Source organism: Ruegeria sp. ABV4_181, assembly GCF_056158465.1.
In genome coordinates, this window is sequence record NZ_JBSWTI010000002.1 from 1,296,089 (window position 1) to 1,313,487 (window position 17,399).

Annotated in this window: 16 protein-coding genes and 1 tRNA gene; 11 read left to right on the forward strand and 6 right to left on the reverse strand. The window is 61.4% G+C overall.

Annotated elements, in window-relative coordinates:
• Positions 1-54 precede the first annotated feature (54 nt).
• Both ACXAC3_RS06475 and ACXAC3_RS06480 read left to right on the forward strand, forming a co-directional pair.
• Positions 55-786: an SDR family NAD(P)-dependent oxidoreductase gene (locus ACXAC3_RS06475; RefSeq protein ID WP_475157978.1), complete on the forward strand. Its 732-nt coding sequence runs from the start codon at positions 55-57 to the stop codon at positions 784-786.
• Positions 783-1,517, forward strand: a complete 735-nt coding sequence (locus ACXAC3_RS06480; RefSeq protein ID WP_475157981.1) for an SDR family NAD(P)-dependent oxidoreductase — start codon at positions 783-785, stop codon at positions 1,515-1,517. Before ACXAC3_RS06475 ends, ACXAC3_RS06480 begins: the two co-directional genes overlap by 4 nt.
• Here ACXAC3_RS06480 and ACXAC3_RS06485 read toward each other — a convergent pair whose 3' ends face one another.
• Genes ACXAC3_RS06485 through ACXAC3_RS06500 form a run of 4 tightly spaced genes read right to left on the reverse strand, consistent with a single transcriptional unit; the run spans position 1,518 to position 5,990 of the window.
• Positions 1,518-2,858, reverse strand: coding sequence for an NAD(P)/FAD-dependent oxidoreductase (locus tag ACXAC3_RS06485; protein ID WP_475157983.1), 1,341 nt, complete (start codon positions 2,856-2,858; stop codon positions 1,518-1,520).
• A complete protein-coding gene (locus ACXAC3_RS06490) occupies positions 2,855-4,351 on the reverse strand; it encodes an aldehyde dehydrogenase (RefSeq protein WP_475157985.1) in 1,497 nt (498 codons plus the stop codon). Before ACXAC3_RS06490 ends, ACXAC3_RS06485 begins: the two co-directional genes overlap by 4 nt.
• Positions 4,352-4,354: 3 nt before the next feature.
• Complete coding sequence (locus ACXAC3_RS06495; RefSeq protein WP_475157988.1) at positions 4,355-5,272, reverse strand: dihydrodipicolinate synthase family protein; 918 nt, start codon at positions 5,270-5,272, stop codon at positions 4,355-4,357.
• A gap of 7 nt (positions 5,273-5,279) precedes the next feature.
• Positions 5,280-5,990: a GntR family transcriptional regulator gene (locus ACXAC3_RS06500; RefSeq protein WP_475157990.1), complete on the reverse strand. Its 711-nt coding sequence runs from the start codon at positions 5,988-5,990 to the stop codon at positions 5,280-5,282.
• Positions 5,991-6,144: 154 nt separating this feature from the next.
• Between ACXAC3_RS06500 and ACXAC3_RS06505 the strand changes: the two genes are divergently transcribed.
• The 4 genes from ACXAC3_RS06505 to ACXAC3_RS06520 all read left to right on the forward strand — a co-directional run bounded on the left by ACXAC3_RS06505 (position 6,145) and on the right by ACXAC3_RS06520 (position 11,455).
• Positions 6,145-7,095: a GlxA family transcriptional regulator gene (locus tag ACXAC3_RS06505; RefSeq protein WP_475157992.1), complete on the forward strand. Its 951-nt coding sequence runs from the start codon at positions 6,145-6,147 to the stop codon at positions 7,093-7,095.
• A gap of 411 nt (positions 7,096-7,506) precedes the next feature.
• On the forward strand, positions 7,507-8,013 hold the full coding sequence (locus ACXAC3_RS06510) for a hypothetical protein (RefSeq protein ID WP_475157995.1): 507 nt from the start codon (positions 7,507-7,509) through the stop codon (positions 8,011-8,013).
• A 109-nt stretch (positions 8,014-8,122) separates the two neighbouring features.
• A complete protein-coding gene (locus tag ACXAC3_RS06515; protein ID WP_475157997.1) occupies positions 8,123-9,754 on the forward strand; it encodes a bifunctional aspartate transaminase/aspartate 4-decarboxylase in 1,632 nt (543 codons plus the stop codon).
• A 27-nt stretch (positions 9,755-9,781) separates the two neighbouring features.
• Positions 9,782-11,455, forward strand: a complete 1,674-nt coding sequence (locus ACXAC3_RS06520; RefSeq protein WP_475157999.1) for an aspartate:alanine exchanger family transporter — start codon at positions 9,782-9,784, stop codon at positions 11,453-11,455.
• Between the two features lie 6 nt (positions 11,456-11,461).
• Here the strand turns inward: ACXAC3_RS06520 and aspT are convergent, their stop codons facing one another.
• Together aspT and ACXAC3_RS06530 are read right to left on the reverse strand one after the other, a co-directional pair.
• The gene (gene aspT / locus ACXAC3_RS06525) at positions 11,462-13,165 is read right to left on the reverse strand and encodes an aspartate-alanine antiporter (protein ID WP_475158001.1); all 1,704 of its coding nucleotides are present in this window, start codon (positions 13,163-13,165) and stop codon (positions 11,462-11,464) included.
• 243 nt (positions 13,166-13,408) lie between these two features.
• Positions 13,409-13,483 (reverse strand) — tRNA-Thr (locus tag ACXAC3_RS06530).
• 83 nt (positions 13,484-13,566) lie between these two features.
• Between ACXAC3_RS06530 and ACXAC3_RS06535 the strand changes: the two genes are divergently transcribed.
• The 5 genes from ACXAC3_RS06535 to hisD are packed head-to-tail and all read left to right on the forward strand — an operon-like array spanning position 13,567 to position 17,343.
• Positions 13,567-13,722 (forward strand): hypothetical protein, encoded by a 156-nt coding sequence (locus ACXAC3_RS06535; protein WP_475158003.1) that lies wholly within the window; start codon positions 13,567-13,569, stop codon positions 13,720-13,722.
• 6 nt (positions 13,723-13,728) lie between these two features.
• Positions 13,729-14,997 carry a UDP-N-acetylglucosamine 1-carboxyvinyltransferase gene (gene murA, locus ACXAC3_RS06540; RefSeq protein WP_475158005.1) on the forward strand — a complete coding sequence of 423 codons (1,269 nt, stop codon included), beginning with the start codon at positions 13,729-13,731 and terminating at the stop codon, positions 14,995-14,997.
• Positions 14,994-15,470, forward strand: a complete 477-nt coding sequence (locus ACXAC3_RS06545; RefSeq protein ID WP_475158007.1) for a DUF2948 family protein — start codon at positions 14,994-14,996, stop codon at positions 15,468-15,470. The genes murA and ACXAC3_RS06545 overlap by 4 nt, the downstream gene beginning before the upstream one ends.
• 43 nt (positions 15,471-15,513) lie before the next feature.
• Complete coding sequence (locus ACXAC3_RS06550) at positions 15,514-16,020, forward strand: GNAT family N-acetyltransferase (protein ID WP_475158009.1); 507 nt, start codon at positions 15,514-15,516, stop codon at positions 16,018-16,020.
• 21 nt (positions 16,021-16,041) lie between these two features.
• Positions 16,042-17,343 carry a histidinol dehydrogenase gene (gene hisD, locus ACXAC3_RS06555; RefSeq protein WP_475158011.1) on the forward strand — a complete coding sequence of 434 codons (1,302 nt, stop codon included), beginning with the start codon at positions 16,042-16,044 and terminating at the stop codon, positions 17,341-17,343.
• The last annotated feature ends 56 nt before the right edge of the window (positions 17,344-17,399 follow it).

Consider the following 17,399-nt stretch of genomic DNA (forward strand, 5'->3'; position numbering starts at 1 on the left):
AAACTCACCCGCCCGGACCATCGGGCGGGCTTTTTCAACCCGGCCGGAGGAACCATGGAACTTCAGGGAAAGGCAGCCCTGGTAACAGGCGCTGCAGGTGGAATTGGGGCTGCAATCGTCCAGCGTTTGCGGCAGTCGGGCGCACGTGTCGCAGCCGCCGACCGGGCGGTCGAAGGGATCAGCGCCGAAGTGCATTTGCCCGGTGATCTGCTGGACGGGTCTTATGCTGATGCGCTGCCCGGGATGGCCGCGGATGCGCTGGGCGGTCTGGATATCGTCATCAACAACGCAGGCGTCATCGCGCGCGGTCCGGTCACCGAAACGTCGGATCAGGACTGGGCGCTGTCGCTGGGCGTGAATGTCGAGGCTCCGTTCCGAATATGCCGGGCCTCAATCCCGATCATGGCGGCCGGGGGCGGTGGCGCCATTGTCAACACAGCGTCCTGCTGGGGGTTGCGGCCCGGACCCAATCACGCGGTTTATTGCATGACGAAAGCGGCCATCGCCTCGCTGACTCAATGCATGGGGATGGATCACGCGCATCAGGGCATCCGCATCAATGCCGTCTGTCCGAACGAGGTGAATACACCGATGCTGCGCTCGGGCTTTGCAAAGCGCGGGTTTGATCCTGATACTGCCGTGGTCGAACTGGGCCAGTCCGTGCCGCTGGGCCGCATCGCCGAACCCGAGGACATTGCCGATGTAGTGATGTTTCTTGTTTCGGACGCGGCGCGCTATGTCTGCGGTGCGTTGTTGGAAGTGAACGGAGGCAAGCCAGTGTCATGACCCGGTTCAACGGAAAATCCGCTCTGGTCACAGGCGGGCGCAGCGGCATCGGGCGCGCCATCGCCGAACGGCTGCGCCGGGATGGCGCGCGGGTATTCACAGCACAACGCGGGCCGGATCCCGAGTTCGAGGGGATCGAAGCTGATTTCAGCGTCCCCGACAGCCCGCAAGCTGTGATTGATCAGGTCATCGACAGGGCGGGGCGCCTGGATATCCTGATCAACAACGCGGGCATGATGCAGGAGGCTTCGGTCGAAGAAATGAGCCTTCATGACTGGCAGCGCAACCTGACCGTCAACCTGACCGCTCCGTTCCTTCTGATCAAAGCGGCGTTGCCGCACTTGCGGAAAACCCGCGGGGCCATCGTTAACACCGGGTCCATCGAAGGTCTGGGCAGCAATCCCGGCCACGCTGCCTATTGCGCGTCCAAGGCCGGGTTGCACGGGCTGACCCGCGCCGTGGCTGTGGATCATGGGGCCGAAGGTATCCGTTGCAATGCCGTCGCGCCGGGCTGGATCGACACCGAACTGAACGTGGATTTCATCGCCTCAATGCCGGACCCTGCGGCCTTTCACGAGAATATCAAACGTATCCACCCTATCGCCCGCACCGGCGCGCCCGAAGAAGTTGCGGCGCTGGTTGCTTTCCTTGCGTCTGACGATGCGAGTTTCATAACAGGGCAGGTTTTTACGGTCGATGGCGGCCGCATGGCCAGGCTGAGCCTGCCGTGATCATTCATCCCGTGCGCGCCATTCCTTCCAGCGCAGCACGGCATTCGCGCCGATTTCCCGGAAGGGCTGCGGGGGCAGGCGCTTGGGTTGATCTTCGGCCTCGAAATGCCGGGTGATGTCCGAACTGTGGCCACAGGCCCGTTCCGCCGCTGCGATCCCGGTCAGGGTTCCGCGAGCCGTGCCCAGCCCGTTCTGGACGCAACCGGAATAAACGCCGGGCTCGATCTCACGCGCGACCGAGACGCCGTTAAGGCTCAGGCACAGATGACCGGCCCAGTGATATTGCATCTCTAACCCGGCAAGCTGCGGAAAGCGCTGGTCGAACTTGCGTTGCATCACCCGTGACGCGCGCGCCAGATCGCGCCGCGATGCGGCCATGCCCGGGCGCAGCGCAGCGCAGGTACGGGTGATGATACGGTTGCCGCCCTGACCGGTATCAATGCGCCGCATCGTGGTGCCCATCGGATCGGATGGGGTAACGCCCCAGCGCGACCTCCCGCTCAACCGGGCCAGCGCGTCCGTGTCCAGTTCGGGCGTCATCGCAGCAAACAGGAAGAGCTGCATCAGGCGGTCCTGCTCGATACCGAAACTTTCGAGGTGACCGTTGACCGTGAGTATGACTGCCCCCGTGCTTACCGCGCCGCGCGCGGTTCGGACCTGCCAGGCACCACCCTGCTGGTCGAACCCGGTTACGGCCGAGTTTTCAAACAGCGAAACGCCGTCCGCGACCAACCCGGCGGCCAGCCCGCGAATGTATCCGGCCGGCTGCAACATCACCGTACCGGGGGTGTAGAGGCCCGATCTGTAATGCCGGGACCCCGTCAGATCCTGCATCTGCTGCGGGTCCAGCATTTCGCTGGTCTCGCCCAAGTCGGTCAGGTGCTGCGCATAGCTGACATTGTGCGCGTGGCCTGCAGCGCTGGCCGCGCCGTTCACCTTGCCCGCCGGGTCAAAGAAATTCGGGTCGATGCGGTATTGCTCGACTGCCGCGCGTGCAAAGGCAATTGCCTGCCGGTTCAACGCAATCATTGCCCTGTCATCGCCCGCGCCCGCGTAATCCGATGATGACAGGTCATGAGGCAAGTCAATCATGAAACCCGAGTTCCGCCCCGCTGCACCCTCGGCCACGCGACCCGCCTCCAGCACAACCACCGTTGCGTCAGGCTGCAACTGCAACAGCCGACGCGCCGCTGACAGACCGGCGAACCCGGCCCCGACGATGACGACATCGGCCGTCAGATCACGATCCAGAACCTGCGCGGGCTGTGGATCGCCCAGAATGGCGCTCCACGCGGCCGGTCCGCGATGGACGGGCAGGGTTCTGGCAGCGTAAGGGCTCAATCGACGGCCTCATCCGCGTCGTCGGCCAGATCAATCCAGATGGTCTTTAACTGAGTGTATTGATCATGCGCATGGACCGAGTTGTCGCGCCCGCCAAAGCCCGATTGTTTGTAACCGCCAAACGGCGTCGTGATATCGCCCTCGCCAAAGCTGTTGACCGTCACGGTGCCCGCCCGGATCGCCCGCGCACCGCGGATGGCACGTTTTGCATTGGCGGTGAAGATCGACGCGCAAAGGCCGTAATCCGTGTCATTCGCGATCTTGATGGCCTCGTCGAAACCCGAAACTTCGATCACCGACAGGACCGGGCCGAAGATTTCCTCGCGGGCGAGGGTCGCGTCATTGCCGGGCACTTCGACCACTGTGGCTTCGACAAAGCCTTTTTCGGCCTTGCCGCCAATCACCACATTCTCGGCCTGCTCCAGATAGCCGCAGACCTTGTTGTAGTGGCCTTCGCTGACAAGTGCACCCATGCGGGTTTCGGGGTCCAGCGGGTCGCCGATGTTCCACTGTTTTGCGTGATGCGCGATGCGGTCCAGCAGTTCCACCTTCACATCCTTGTGCACGATCAGGCGGGACGAGGCCGAGCAGTTCTCACCCATGTTCCAGAACGCGCCATTGACCACATGCGCGGCAACGCGGTCCAGGTTTTCGGCGTCGTCCATCACGATGGCCGGGTTCTTGCCGCCCATCTCCAGCACGACCTCCTTGGCGTTGCTTTCCGCCGAATAAGTCAGGAACCGCTTGCCGGTGACCGTCGACCCGGTGAAGGACACCATGTCGACATCCATGTGCCGCCCGACGGGCTCGCCGACGGCGGCTCCGCCACCGGGGACAATGTTCAACACCCCGCGCGGCAGACCGGCCTCCATCGCCAGTTCGGCCAGACGCAGAGCGGTCAGCGTGGTTTCAGCCGCAGGCTTCACCACGACCGAGCAGCCCGCTGCCAAAGCTGGCCCGATCTTCCACGCCAGCATCAGCAGAGGGAAGTTCCAGGGCAACACGAGCCCGACAACACCAATCGGTTCACGCACCACCATGGCGATGTGATCGTCACTGGTGGGCGAGACCTGATCGTAAATCTTGTCGATCGCTTCGGCGTGCCATTTCACGCAATAAATCGTTTCGGGCACATCGACGGTTTCGCAGTCATAAATGGTCTTGCCGCTGTCGAGGCTCTCCATCACCGCCAACTCGCGGGCGTTGCGGGTCATCAGCTTGCACAGACGGATCAGCACGTCCTTTCGGTCCGACGGGTGCAGTTTCGACCACCGGCCATCGTCAAACGCCTCCCGCGCCTTTTCGACGGCGAAATCCACATCCGCCGCGCCGCAGGCCGCGATATCGGCCAGCTTTGCACCTGTTGCCGGGTTTACAGTCTCGAAGGTCTCGCCCGAGATCGCCGGGCGGAACGCGCCGTCGATGAAGGCTCCGGTCGGCAGGGTCAGGCCCGCAGCGATGGATTTGTATTCGTCCTGTGTCAGCAGTTCCATTGCTCAGCCCTCCGCCACGATGTCTGCGATTTTCTTCTTCAGCACGCGCGTCACCTGTTCCAGCGCCCGCTTGTCGTCCTTGTTCAGACCCTTCAACGGAGCCCGCATGGCGCCCGCGTCGATCCCGTTCATAATGACGCCATGCTTGATGGTCTGGATAAACTTGCCGCCCTGTTCCAGCACCCGCATCAGCGGCATCATCGCCGACATGATCCGGCGGCCCTTGGCAAAGTTACCCTCGATCACGCAAGCCTGATACAGCGCCACATGCTCGGCCGGCAGGAAGTTCGACCCGCCGCAGACCCAGAATGGTGCGCCCCAGGCGAAGAACTCCAGCGCCTGATCGTCCATACCGCAGCCCAGCTGGATATGGGGGTAATCCCGCGCCAGTAGGTGCACCCGGTTGATGTCACCCGAGCTTTCCTTGATGCCGCAGAAATTCCGGCTGCGGCCCACGCGGTCGAGGAATTCCGCGCCCATCATCGTGCCAGTGCGGTGCGGGTAGTTATACAGCATCACCGGCAGATCGGCCGCCTTGTCGATGGCCAGTGCGTTCAGCGCGTTTTCCCGGTCGGTCGGCACCGAATAGGGCGGGCTGGCCAGCAGGACGGCGTCCGCCCCGATCTCACGCGCGCCCGAAGCAAGCGCAATCGAATCCGGCGTCAGCATCGCGCCGGTTCCGACCACCAAGGGCAACCGCCCTTGCAGCTGTTTATGCGTGAAGCGCGCCAGTTCCAGCCGTTCTTCGACGGTCTGGGCGTAATTCTCACCGGTCGACCCGCCCGAGATCAACCCGTGCACGCCGTTTTCGATCAGGTATTCGATCAGCTGCGCCAGAGCATCCCAGTTCACGCTGCCATCGTCGTGATAAGGCGTGAGCACAGGGGTGTAGATCCCCTCAAATCTGAAAATCGGGTTCATTCCGTCCTCATGCAGGTTTCGAAAGGGGCAAGACGCCCATCGGGACATCCAGCGCGTCAGGCATCACGAACAGTTCGATCTGATCGCGCGACAGGTTCCAGTGATCCTCGGCCAGCTGCGCCGCCGCGGCATCGTCGCGCGCCTCGATGGCGGCGATGATAGCGTCATGCTGGCGGCTGGCTTCGGACAGGTTGTCGGACATCGCGGCCGTTTGCGGGCGGTAAAAGGTCATCCCGATCCGCGCATGATCGATCAGCAGCCGGTTGAACGAGGGCAGCAGGTAGACATTGCCCGACATCTCTCCGGTCACGTCGTGAAAGCGGTTATTGGCCAGCGCGCGGTCTTCGGCCGACCCGGATCGCAACGCCGCCTTGAACGCCTGTTGGGCATCCTTCAGGGCATCTATCTGGGCGGGGCGGGCGTTCAGGGCTGCCAGTCTCAGGATCGCGCCATAGACCATGGGGGCGGCCAGAAAGAAATCGCGCAGCGTGGTATAGGACATTTCGGATACCCGAGCACTGCGATTTGTGCGCAGGTCCAGATAGCCTTCGCCGGCCAGTTGCCGGAACACTTCCCGCAGCGGGGTGCGCGACAGGCCGAAGGCGTCGGACAGATGCGCCTCGTCCAGATCCGCGCCGGGTTGCAGGCGCAGGGTCAGAATGGACACCTTCAGATGCTCTCTCAACTCGGCTTTGCGGGATTTGGCCTCGTCCCTCATCCAGTCCCCCTTTCCGATCCGATGCGAATCGCATCACGGTTTCCTCGCTGTCTCTGTATTCTACAAAAATACAACTTGTATACAGAAAAAAATCGTGCAGCATAGCCCATCGACTGAGACTCGGGCGCCGGACGCCAAGCAAACGGAAATTCACATGCCCCAAACCCGGCACATAACCTTCATTCTGATCGAAGAGTTCTCGCACCTTGCCTTCTCTTGCGCGGTCGAGCCGTTGCGGATCGCAAATCTGGTGAGCGGTGAGGAACTTTACGACTGGTCTTTCATCTCGGAACATGGCGCGCATGCCGTTTGCTCCAACGGGTCGGTCACGCTGGTGCATGGCGGTGTGAACGACCTGCCAAAAACCGATCAGCTGTTTGTTCTGTCCGGGATCCATATGCGTAATCACGTCACCCGCCCGCTGTTGGCGACCTTGCGGCGCGAACGCGCCCGCGGGACCGCCATTGGCGCGTTGTGCTCCGGGGCGTGGTTGTTGGCCGAAGCGGGGTTTCTGGACGGGATGCAGGCGGCGATCCACTGGGAATACCACGATGCTTTCATGGAAGCATTTCCCGAAGTGAACCTTGTGCGCAGTGTCTTTGTTGCGGAAGAAAAGCACATCACCGCCTCGGGCGGTACGGCCACGGCGGACCTGATGCTGCATCTGATTGAACGCGATCACGGCGAGGAACTGTCGGTCGCTGTGGCGGATCAGATGGTTTATAATGCCGTGCGCAACGCAACCGCCAAGCAGCGTGTCTCGTTGCAGTCGCGAAACGGGATGCGCAATGCCCATCTGGCCAAGGCCATCCACATCATGCAGGATTGTATCGAAGCCCCGGTATCCCCGTCGCAAATCGCAGAAGACCTCGGGATTTCCACGCGTCAGTTGGAACGGCTGTTCGGCAAATACCTCAATACTTCGCCCAAGAAATACTTCATGGAACTACGGCTGGAACGGGCGCAGAAGCTGCTGTTGCAGACCGAAGCGTCGGTGACCGAGGTTGCCATGGCCTGCGGGTTCGAAAATCCCGGCCATTTTTCGCGCGTGTATCGATCCAGTTTCGGGGTCACGCCACATGCGCAGAAAAACAAGATCGACTGAGATAATGCGGCGGGGGGAGCATCTCTGGCCAACGGCGAGCCCGGCTTGGTCAGGTGCTCACCCCCTGGTCCCGCTCGTACCCCCTCGTTAAAATTGAAACTAGTAAACTGATCAGCAGGATTGAGTATTCATAGATGCTGAAATGGGCATAAGTATTACAAGATCGTGTCAGATATATGTGCGTTCCGTTCGAAATCGCGGTGCCTGCCGCATTTCGCCGTGACGCGGAAAACCCGCAAAGGACTGTTTTCTGATCCCTGCAGGGCGCTTATGTTTGCGTTAAATTCTACTTTGTGGCATTGATTAATTGCCAGTAAGTGGACAGATTTGGCAAAAAATGGCGATTAATCACAATCGATTTTCTTTGAAAGTTTCCATGTCCTCGTCAGGAGTTAACGACGGAGGACAATTATGAATCTGGGAACCCACGAAGCCGCAGTGGCCTTTGCGCCGCGTGTGATTTCCGTCGCCAGACGCGAGCGTCAGATTTGTGAAGCCTCCAAAGCTGCCGAGACCGCATTCGGGCAGATCGCCCGCACGGCAACCAGTGGCGCCGGAGTAAATGGCGAGTTACAGAATCGCGTCTTTTCGATCTTCCGCTGGTACTTTCTGTCCGCGTTCTGCACGCGTCTGCTGACGGACACCGCGCATCGGCTGGATCACCAGACATTGCAGGTTTCGGTGGATATCTTCAGCGCCGTTCGGATGGTCCTGCCGGCGACCGAAGTCGAAAACTGCATGGCTCTGGTCAGTGCCGAGCGGACCTGCCCGACGCTGGTGCGGGCCAATGACATTGGCGGTCGTGGCCACATGGTCGGATGGGTCGCCGCCGGTCTGGTCGAACGGGGCAGAGATTTCCCAGCCGAGATCCAGAATGCGCTGGCGGGCGCGCTGGCCGCGTCCGCGCGGATAAACTGAGCGAACGGCACCGGAAACGGCGTCGCCGACCCAACAGTTTACACAGACACATTTCCCTGCGTACGATCCGGATGAATTCATCCGATTGTTTTACCAAGGGTTTGAAGTCATGACAGAAACGCTGGACCTGCATAAATTCGAGAACCTGAGTCCTTTTGAGATCAAAGACGAACTGATCAAGCTGGCGCAGAAAGAATCCCGGCGCACGACACAGCCCTATCTCAATGCGGGGCGCGGCAATCCCAACTGGATAGCCACCAAGGCCCGAGAGGCGTTCTTTCTGCTGGGCCAGTTTGCAATGACCGAAGCGCAACGGCATCGCAATGAGCCGCAGGTTGGTCTGGCCGGGATGCCGCAGGGGCCGGGATGTTACGAACGGCTCAAGGCCTATTGCGCTGCCTCCGATGGTCAGAACGGCCCTCCGGGCGCGGATACGCTGGCCGCTGCGGTGGATTTTGCGATCGGGAAATTCGGTTTTGACGCGGATGAGTTTGTGCTGGAACTGACCGACGGCATCGTCGGCGATCATTATCCGATGCCGGATCGGTGCCTGCAACATAACGAAACGATCGTGCACGAATACCTGATGTGGGCCATGTGCGCGGGTCACCGGCCGGATACCAAATTCGACATCTATGCCGTCGAAGGCGGAACCGCCGCGATGTGCTACATCTTCAAAGCGCTCAAGAACCAGCGGCTGTTGAACGCGGGGGATACCATTGCCCTTGGGACGCCGATCTTCACGCCTTACCTGGAAATGCCGGTGCTTGAGGATTACGCGCTGAATGTCGTGGACGTGTCTTCGGAAGAAGAAGACCATTTCCAGCTCACCGATGCCGACCTTGAAAAACTGGCCGACCCGAAAGTCAAAGCGCTGTTTCTGGTCAATCCGGGCAACCCCTCCTCGGTCGCCATCAGCCCCGAGGTTCTGGCCCGCCTGGTTGAATTCGTCAAAACCCGCCGGCCGGATCTGATCATCCTTACGGATGACGTGTACGGTACCTTCGTTCCGAATTTTCAGTCGGTGATGGGCCACCTGCCCGAAAATACGATCGGGGTCTATTCCTATTCCAAGTATTTCGGCTGCACCGGTTGGCGTTTGGGCGCGATTCTGGTGGCCCAAGATAACATCTTCGACAAGATGATCGCCGACGCGCCGGAAGAGACCAAGGCCCTGGTCAACGCGCGCTACGCGCCGCTGACACCGGACCCGTCCTCCTTTAAGTTCATCGACCGGATAGTGGCCGACAGCCGTGACGTGGCCCTGAACCACACCGCCGGACTGTCGCTGCCTCAACAGGTGATGATGACCCTGTTTTCGCTGGTCGAGATGATGGACGAAGACAAAAGCTATCAGGCGTTCTGCTGGGGCATCCTGAAACACCGGTTTGACGAGATGGTCGAAGGTATGGGCATCGATGTGCCCGACAACCCGCTTTACGACCGGTATTACGGCATCATCGACTTTGAGTTCTGGCTGCGCAAATACGTGGGTGAGGAAGTGGTCGGCTGGATCAAGGAAAACGTCCACCCGCTGGATATCTCGTTCAAGCTGGCGCGGGATCACGGAATCGTATTGCTGAACGGGTCTGGCTTTGATGCGCCAAACTGGTCGGCACGCGTGTCCTTCGCCAATCTGGATGACAGCGCCTATCGCCAGATCGGGCGCGCGGTGCGGGCGGTGGCCATCGGTTATGTGCAGGCCTATCGCGCCTCGAAGGGTCTACCGCTGCACGGTTGAGGTGGCGGGCGGGGACGGGGGAAGCCTATGCAACTGATCGGCTCGATATTCGGTGCCCATCCCGAACTGGCCCTGTTCTGCAGCCTCGCCCTTGGCTATGCGATCGGTAAAATCACGATTGGCTCGTTCACGGTCGGGTCAGTTGCGGGGTGCCTGTTGGCGGGGGTTCTGGTCGGCCAGACCGGCGTGGTCATATCCGATGATCTCAAGCAGGCTTTCTTCATGCTGTTCCTGTTTTCCATCGGATACCGCACCGGGCCGCAATTCTTCCGATCCCTGAACCTTGGCGCGTTGCCGCAGATCGCAATCACCGCGCTGCTTTGCGTCGTGGCCCTTGTGGTTGCCGCCCTGCTTGCGCCGGTGATGGGTCTGTCGGTGGGAATCGCCGCAGGGCTTCTGGCGGGTGGTGTCACCGAAAGCGCAACGCTTGGCGTGGCCATCGACGCCTTTGCCAAGACAGGCGCCGATCAGGCGGCGCAGCAGATTTTCGATGGCGAAATCGCCACCGGGTTTGCGGTGGCTTATTTTGTCGGGGTCATTGCCACGATCTTTTTCCACACGCAGATTGCCCCAAGGTTTTACGGCCGGTCCCTGCAAGAAGCCTGCGCAGAGTATGAGGCCGAACTGGACAGCGACGACGCCCCGATAGTGTCCGAACACCGCGACTTCGAGGCGCGCGCCTATCGTATCAACCCGGAATTCGCGGGCCATACCATTGCCGAGCTTGAGGCCCGCGTTCCGCCGCATGTCCGCGCGTTTTTCGACCGCGTGCGCCGGGGTGACAGGATCCTGCCCACCTTGCGGGACATGGTGCTGCAACCCGGTGACATTGCCGCCATCGCCGGGCTGCGATCCTACCTGATCGACCATACCGGTGTTCTGGGCGAGGAGGTCGAAGACCCCGAACTGCTGGACCTGCCGGTTGAAACCAGCGACATCGTCGTGACCAACAGCGAAGTGGTCAATCAAACCCTGGCCGACTTTTCTGCCCGGCCTGAGGCGCGCACCGTCTTTCTGCGCGGGATCATGCGCAGCGGCGAGCGTCTGCCGATCTTCCGCGGCGTGACCCTGCACAAGGGCGACGTGCTGACCGTTTCAGGCACCCGCAGCCATATCGAAGACGCCGCGGCACGGCTGGGTTATCTGGATCGCGAAACCAACAAGACGGACATGGTCTTTGTCGCCTTTTTCATCCTGATCGGCGGATTGATCGGCATTCCAGCCTTGAAATACGGCGCGGTTGAACTGGGTCTGGGTACGTCCGTCGGTGTGCTGCTGGGCGGTCTGGTGGCGGGCTGGCTGCGCTCGGTCCGCAGGACGTTTGGTTTTGTGCCCGAAGCGACATTGTGGATCTTCGATTCAGTCGGCCTGTGCGTGTTCGTGGCTTGCGTCGGCATCACCTCGGGGCCCAGTTTTGTGACCGGAGTGCTGGAAAGCGGGCCATCCCTGATCCTGGGGTCGGTGGCCATCGTGATACTGGCCCACGGTACGGCCGTGTTCGTCGGACACAAGCTATTTGGTATCAACGAGGGCGTGCTGGCCGGAACCTGCTGCGGGGCAGGGACGTCCGCCCCCGCCCTTGCCGCCGTTCAGGAGGCAGCGCAAAGCCAGGTGCCCACATTGGGGTACGGGCTCGGCTACGCGGTGGGGAACGTGTTGCTCGCCCTCTGGGGATCGGTCATCGTTCTGCTGCTGGTCTAGGCCGCTTCACGGCACGAATGCCACAACCAGCGGCCCCCAAAGCGTGAGGAAAATATTGGCCACTGCGTAGGTCATGGTGAATGCCGGCGTCGGGGTCGAGTTGCCAGCTTTCTCCAGCAGGGTGGCAAAGCCCGGATTGCCCGAGCGTGAGCCGGTGACAACCGCGCAAGCCTCGACCGGATTGCGGATGCGCAGGGCGAAGTAGTTGATCGGAAACTGCACGATCATCGGCATCATCGTGACCACCACACCCAGCAACAGCAGCGTGATTCCATATTGCTGAATTGCCTCCAGCGCGGGTTTGCCCGCGTTCAGGCCGACAACTCCGACGAACACCGCAAGCCCGAAGCTTTGCAGAAAATTCGCAGCCCCGCGGTTGATGCCCCCGATTTTTGGTCGCCGGATCCGTAGATACCCGATGATCAGACCCGTCACGAGGCAACCCAGACCCGAACCAAGCGCCACCTTGGTGCCAGCAATGACAAAGCTGATTTCACCGATCAGGTAGCCGACGGCCACCCCGATTCCAAGGGCAATGAAATTGGTGACCGAGGCGGAAGGCGGCACGTAGCCCGCCACTTTCGAAACCCGGTTCAGATCGTCCTTGTGGCCCACAATGCTGACTTCGTCACCCGCGTGGATTTCCGTATTGTGCAGGACCGGTACGTCATGTCCCATACGGGTAATTTTCGAGATATGTACGCCCCGACGCTGATCGGCGGTCAGTGCCTTGCGCAACTCCGCAAGTGTTTTACCCGTCAGCTTGCGGTTGGTGATGACGACATTGCGGCGTTCTTCCACGATGGTCAGTTCCGGCGGGTATTCTCCGATCTCGCCGCTGGCCGTGCCCTGAAACCGCGTCAGCGCCGCGACAAGTCCGGAAACCACGATTACATCGCCGTCGCTGATCACCGTGTCCGGTGTCGGATCGAGGGGGGCGCCGGCGTGCAGCAGCCGCTCAACCACGATGTCGCCGTCATAACTGCCCTCGATGTCAGATACCGACCGACCGATGATCGCCGCGCCGTTCAGTGCCTGATAGGCACGGGCCTCGAAGCGGTTCATCGGAAGGAATTCTCCTTCCTCAAGTTTGCGACCGCCACCGCTGAGCTTTTGCGCAAGCTTGATGGCTTCCTGCCGCAAGTCGCAACGCATGATGATCGGTATGATGCTGACCGCCAGAATCGGACCGATCGAGCCAAAGATGTAGGTCACCGAATAGCCAACCGCGATGTTGGTCTTGAGCTTTTCAGCCTCATCCGCCGCCAGCCCCAGCAGATCGATGGCGTTTCCGGCGGTGCCGATAATGGCCGATTGCGTCAGGCCCCCCGCGGCAAGTCCCGCGGCCAGCCCCTTGTCCAGTCCCGCCAGGCGGGCAACGACGATGACAAAGAACAAGCCCCACAACGTCATCATGAACGCTGCCAGCAACTTGGTCAGCGCGGTCCGGTTCAACGCCGCAAAAAACTGCGGCCCGCCATTATAGCCGACCATGAAAATAAAGAGGGAAAAGAAAATGTTCTGAACATCCGTGCTCAGGTTGATCCCACCGATCTGGCCCACCACAACAGCGACCAGCAAGGTGCCGGCAATGCCGCCGAGCTCAAACTTGCCGACGCGGAACTTGCCGACGCCGTATCCGAGGCCCAGACAAAGAAAAAGCGCCATGATCGGAAAGGCGCGAAGCTGTTCAGTAATCAATTCCATCATCAAATCTCCAGGTAGCAAATCCGGAAGGAGCCACGCCCAAAACGATACCTCAGGGCGCTGATAATGCTCAGAAAAACTGTTCACCCTTTGCGTATTGGGGTCAGGTAAGCACCACGTTTGGATTCTGTCAAATCGGGGCGTGCTGGAAGGGCGAGCTGATCCGCGCGCAAAAGGGCTTTTCAGGGGCTGGAATGACTCACCGACCCGAGCCTTGATGGATAGACTTGAACGCTTGCGAAGGGATGGTGCTGCTGGAGAGAATTGAACTCTCGACCTCTCCCTTACCAAGGGAGTGCTCTACCTCTGAGCTACAGCAGCGCTGTGGGCGGGTGATTAGACTCAAACGAAACGGGGCGCAAGGGTGTCTGGACGGTTTTTTTCGCCTCCTGTAGAGAAAGACAATGGCAGACAAAGATACACCCAAAAAACACGGCAAATCCGGGGATGCGCGCGAAGAGCGGCTGAAGGCGGCGCTGAAGGCCAATATGGCGCGGCGCAAGGCGCAGGCGAAGGCACGCGCGGCATCCGGGGACAAGGCCGGCAAGGACGAGGGATAAGAGCAGATGGATTCGATTCTGGTGACAGGCAACGGGCCGCTGAACGGTCAGATACCGATTGCGGGGGCCAAGAATGCGTGCCTGACGCTGATGCCCGCGACCTTGCTGAGCGAAGAACCGCTGACGCTGACCAATGCGCCGCGGTTGAGCGACATCAAAACCATGACCGCCCTGCTGCAATCTCTGGGGGCCGAGGTTTCGGCTTTGCAGGACGGACAGGTGATCGCGATGTCCAGCCATGATCTGACCAGCCAGACCGCCGACTATGACATCGTGCGCAAGATGCGCGCGTCGAATCTGGTGCTGGGTCCGCTCTTGGCGCGGTTCGGGCAGGCGGTTGTGTCGCTGCCCGGCGGCTGCGCGATCGGGGCGCGGCCGATGGACCTGCACGTCGAAGGCCTTGAGGCGCTGGGCGCTGAGATTGAGCTGAAGGATGGGTACCTGCACGCCAAGGCGCCGGGCAGGCTGAAGGGCGCCGTGCATGAAATGCGGTTCGCCTCGGTCGGGGCGACGGAAAACATTGTCATGGCCGCGACGCTGGCCCAGGGCACTACGGTTCTGAAAAACGCCGCGCGCGAGCCCGAGATCGTCGATCTGGTCGAATGCCTGCGCAAGATGGGCGCGCAGATTTCGGGCGAGGGCACCTCGACCATCGAAATTCAGGGCGTCGACCGGTTGCATGGCGCGACGCATCAGGTCGTGACAGACCGGATCGAACTGGGCACCTATATGCTGGCCCCGGCGATTTGCGGGGGCGAAGTTGAACTGCTGGGCGGCCGCATGTCTCTGGTCGAATCCTTTGCCGAGAAGCTGAACGCCGCTGGCATTGACGTGTCCCAGACTGAAAACGGCCTGAAAGTCACCCGCAGAAACGGCCGCGTCGGCGCAGTGGATGTGGTGACCGAACCCTTCCCCGGCTTCCCCACTGATCTGCAGGCGCAGATGATGGCGCTGATGTGTACGGCCGAAGGCACCTCGGTTCTTGAGGAACGCATTTTCGAGAACCGCTTTATGCACGCGCCGGAACTGGTTCGGATGGGGGCGGAAATCGAAGTGCATGGCGGAACCGCCACCGTGACCGGGGTGGAGCGCCTGAAGGGCGCGCCGGTTATGGCGACCGATCTGCGGGCTTCGGTCTCGCTGATCCTGGCTGGACTGGCGGCAGAAGGCGAAACAATGGTCAGCCGGGTCTATCATCTGGACCGCGGTTATGAACATGTGGTGCGCAAGCTGGAAGGCGTGGGCGCAAAGATTGAACGGATTAAGGGCCAATGACAGACGCAAGTTTCAAGGACGGGCGCGAGGCCCCGCTCAATCTGGGGGCCGAGGACGGGGATGACCTGCAGGTGATCTCCAGCCTGACCCAGGACGCGGTGTTTCCGGTGACGGAAATGACATGGCGCCCGTCCGAGCGCCGCTTTGGGCTGTTGCTGAACCGCTTCCGGTGGGAAGACAAAGACGCCGCCGCCCGCCGGGACCGCCCCTTCGAGCGTGTGCAATCGGTTCTGGTGTTCGATTCTGTACTTTCGGTGTCCAGCCAGGGCATCGACCGCAGCGACAAGGATATGGTGATGTCGCTGCTGTCCGTCGATTTCGAGGCGGGCGAGGAGGGGGCCGGGCAGATCATGTTGACCTTGGCCGGCGACGGCGCAATCCGCCTGTCAGTCGAGGCGTTGGAGGTCACCCTCAAGGACGTGACCCGGCCCTATCAGGCCCCATCAGGCCAGGCGCCGCATCATCCGGAATAAGCGTGGCATAGCGCAGGCTTTTCCCGGTCCTTCGACGGGTCTGGTGCTGCGCCGCGCGACCGTGTTTGACGTGTTCCACATCAGCCGGGTGCTGACCCGGTCGATCACGCACTTGTGTGTTGCCGATCATCGCAATGATCCCAGCCTGCTGACGCTGTGGACTGCCAACAAGGACCCGCAGACGATACGGCGCTGGGTACAGTCCGGTGCCGCGCTGTGGCTGGCCGAGGCGAACGGGCAGGTGGCCGGCGTTGGCTGTCTGGGCAATCGGTCAGAAATTTCGCTGCTCTACGTCGATCCCGCCCACGCGCGGCGCGGCGTGGGCTTATCCCTGTTGATCCGGCTGGAAGACGAACTGGCCCGGCTGGGGTGCACGCAGGCGCATCTGGTTGCCACCGCTACTGCCAGAGAGTTCTACCGCAGATATGGCTGGCAGGATGACGGCATCCCGGATGACTGGCACGGGATCGTGCAATTCCCGATGCGCAAATCGCTGCACCCGCCGGACGAAGGGTTGAGGCCGGCGGGCCCCGGCGATATGTCCCGGTGAAACGCCCCGGAGTGCCAGACAATGCCCGTTTTTCTTGATACCACCTCGTCCGATTTCGAGACCGCCTTTCAGGCATTGTTGTCGGCCAAGCGTGAAGACAGCCCTGACGTGGACGCCGTTGTGGCCGACATCATCCAGGACGTGCGTTCCCGCGGCGACGCAGCTGTGATCGAACTGACTGCGAAATTCGACCGGCTGGACCTGACACCCGAAACTCTGGCTTTTTCGGCCGCTGAAATCGACGCGGCGGTTGCGCAGGTTTCGGATACGGACCGTGCTGCGCTGGAACTGGCTGCGGCCCGCATCCGTGCTTATCACGAGAAACAGATGCCGGCCGATCAGGAATGGACGGACGAGGCCGGCGCTACTCTGGGCTGGCGCTGGTCGGCCGTGTCGGCGGCGGGGCTGTATGTGCCGGGCGGGTTGGCCTCTTACCCGTCTTCCGTGCTGATGAACGCGATTCCGGCCAAGGTGGCGGGGGTCGAACGGCTGGCCATTGCCGTGCCCACGCCTGACGGGCAGGCGAACCCATTGGTTCTGTTGGCGGCCTGGCTGTCGGGGGTGGACACGATCTATCGCATCGGCGGGGCGCAGGCGATTGCGGCGTTGGCCTATGGCACCGCATCCATTGCGCCGGTGGACAAGATCACCGGTCCGGGCAATGCCTTTGTCGCCGCGGCCAAACGCCGGGTCTTTGGCAAGGTTGGCATCGACATGATCGCGGGACCGTCCGAGATTTTGGTCATCGCCGACAAGGACAATGACCCCGACTGGATCGCGCTGGACCTGCTCAGCCAAGCCGAGCATGACGAAAGCGCGCAATCAATCCTGATCACTGACGATGCCGCGTTTGGCCAGGCCGTTGCCGCGGCGGTCGAGACGCGGCTGGAAACGCTGCAACGGCGTGTCATTGCGGGCGCAAGCTGGCGCGACTTTGGCGCGGTGATCACCGTGCGCGATCTGGATGAGGCGGCGGCCTTGTCGAACCGCATCGCGCCCGAACATCTGGAGCTTTGCGTGGCCGATCCGCAGGCGCTGAGCCGTAAAACCGTCCATGCAGGGGCCATATTCCTGGGGCAGTACACGCCCGAGGCCATCGGCGATTATGTCGGCGGCCCGAACCACGTTCTGCCCACCGCGCGCTCGGCGCGGTTCTCGTCGGGGCTTAGCGTTATGGACTTTCTCAAGCGCACCACGCTCAGCCATATGACGCCCAAAGCGCTGCGCGCCATAGGTCCCGCCGCCGAGCAGTTGGCCCGGTCCGAAAGCCTTGAGGCACACGGGTTGTCGGTGACTGCGCGGCTGAAACGCCTGAACGGATGATTTGGCGCAACGTCCCTCGCGCCGGGCGTTGCCGATCCATTTCGCTTGTTATAGGT

Excerpts from the sequence above, each read along its gene's own strand:
- ACXAC3_RS06520 (WP_475157999.1), top strand. The coding sequence starts at position 9,782 with ATGCAACTGATCGGCTCGATATTCGGTGCCCATCCCGAACTGGCCCTG.
- ACXAC3_RS06510 (WP_475157995.1), top strand. The coding sequence starts at position 7,507 with ATGAATCTGGGAACCCACGAAGCCGCAGTGGCCTTTGCGCCGCGTGTG.
- ACXAC3_RS06475 (WP_475157978.1), top strand. The coding sequence starts at position 55 with ATGGAACTTCAGGGAAAGGCAGCCCTGGTAACAGGCGCTGCAGGTGGA.
- aspT (WP_475158001.1), bottom strand. The coding sequence starts at position 13,165 with ATGATGGAATTGATTACTGAACAGCTTCGCGCCTTTCCGATCATGGCG.
- murA (WP_475158005.1), top strand. The coding sequence starts at position 13,729 with ATGGATTCGATTCTGGTGACAGGCAACGGGCCGCTGAACGGTCAGATA.
- ACXAC3_RS06515 (WP_475157997.1), top strand. The coding sequence starts at position 8,123 with ATGACAGAAACGCTGGACCTGCATAAATTCGAGAACCTGAGTCCTTTT.
- ACXAC3_RS06480 (WP_475157981.1), top strand. The coding sequence starts at position 783 with ATGACCCGGTTCAACGGAAAATCCGCTCTGGTCACAGGCGGGCGCAGC.
- ACXAC3_RS06535 (WP_475158003.1), top strand. The coding sequence starts at position 13,567 with ATGGCAGACAAAGATACACCCAAAAAACACGGCAAATCCGGGGATGCG.
- ACXAC3_RS06545 (WP_475158007.1), top strand. The coding sequence starts at position 14,994 with ATGACAGACGCAAGTTTCAAGGACGGGCGCGAGGCCCCGCTCAATCTG.
- ACXAC3_RS06500 (WP_475157990.1), bottom strand. The coding sequence starts at position 5,990 with ATGAGGGACGAGGCCAAATCCCGCAAAGCCGAGTTGAGAGAGCATCTG.
- hisD (WP_475158011.1), top strand. The coding sequence starts at position 16,042 with ATGCCCGTTTTTCTTGATACCACCTCGTCCGATTTCGAGACCGCCTTT.
- ACXAC3_RS06490 (WP_475157985.1), bottom strand. The coding sequence starts at position 4,351 with ATGGAACTGCTGACACAGGACGAATACAAATCCATCGCTGCGGGCCTG.
- ACXAC3_RS06495 (WP_475157988.1), bottom strand. The coding sequence starts at position 5,272 with ATGAACCCGATTTTCAGATTTGAGGGGATCTACACCCCTGTGCTCACG.
- ACXAC3_RS06505 (WP_475157992.1), top strand. The coding sequence starts at position 6,145 with ATGCCCCAAACCCGGCACATAACCTTCATTCTGATCGAAGAGTTCTCG.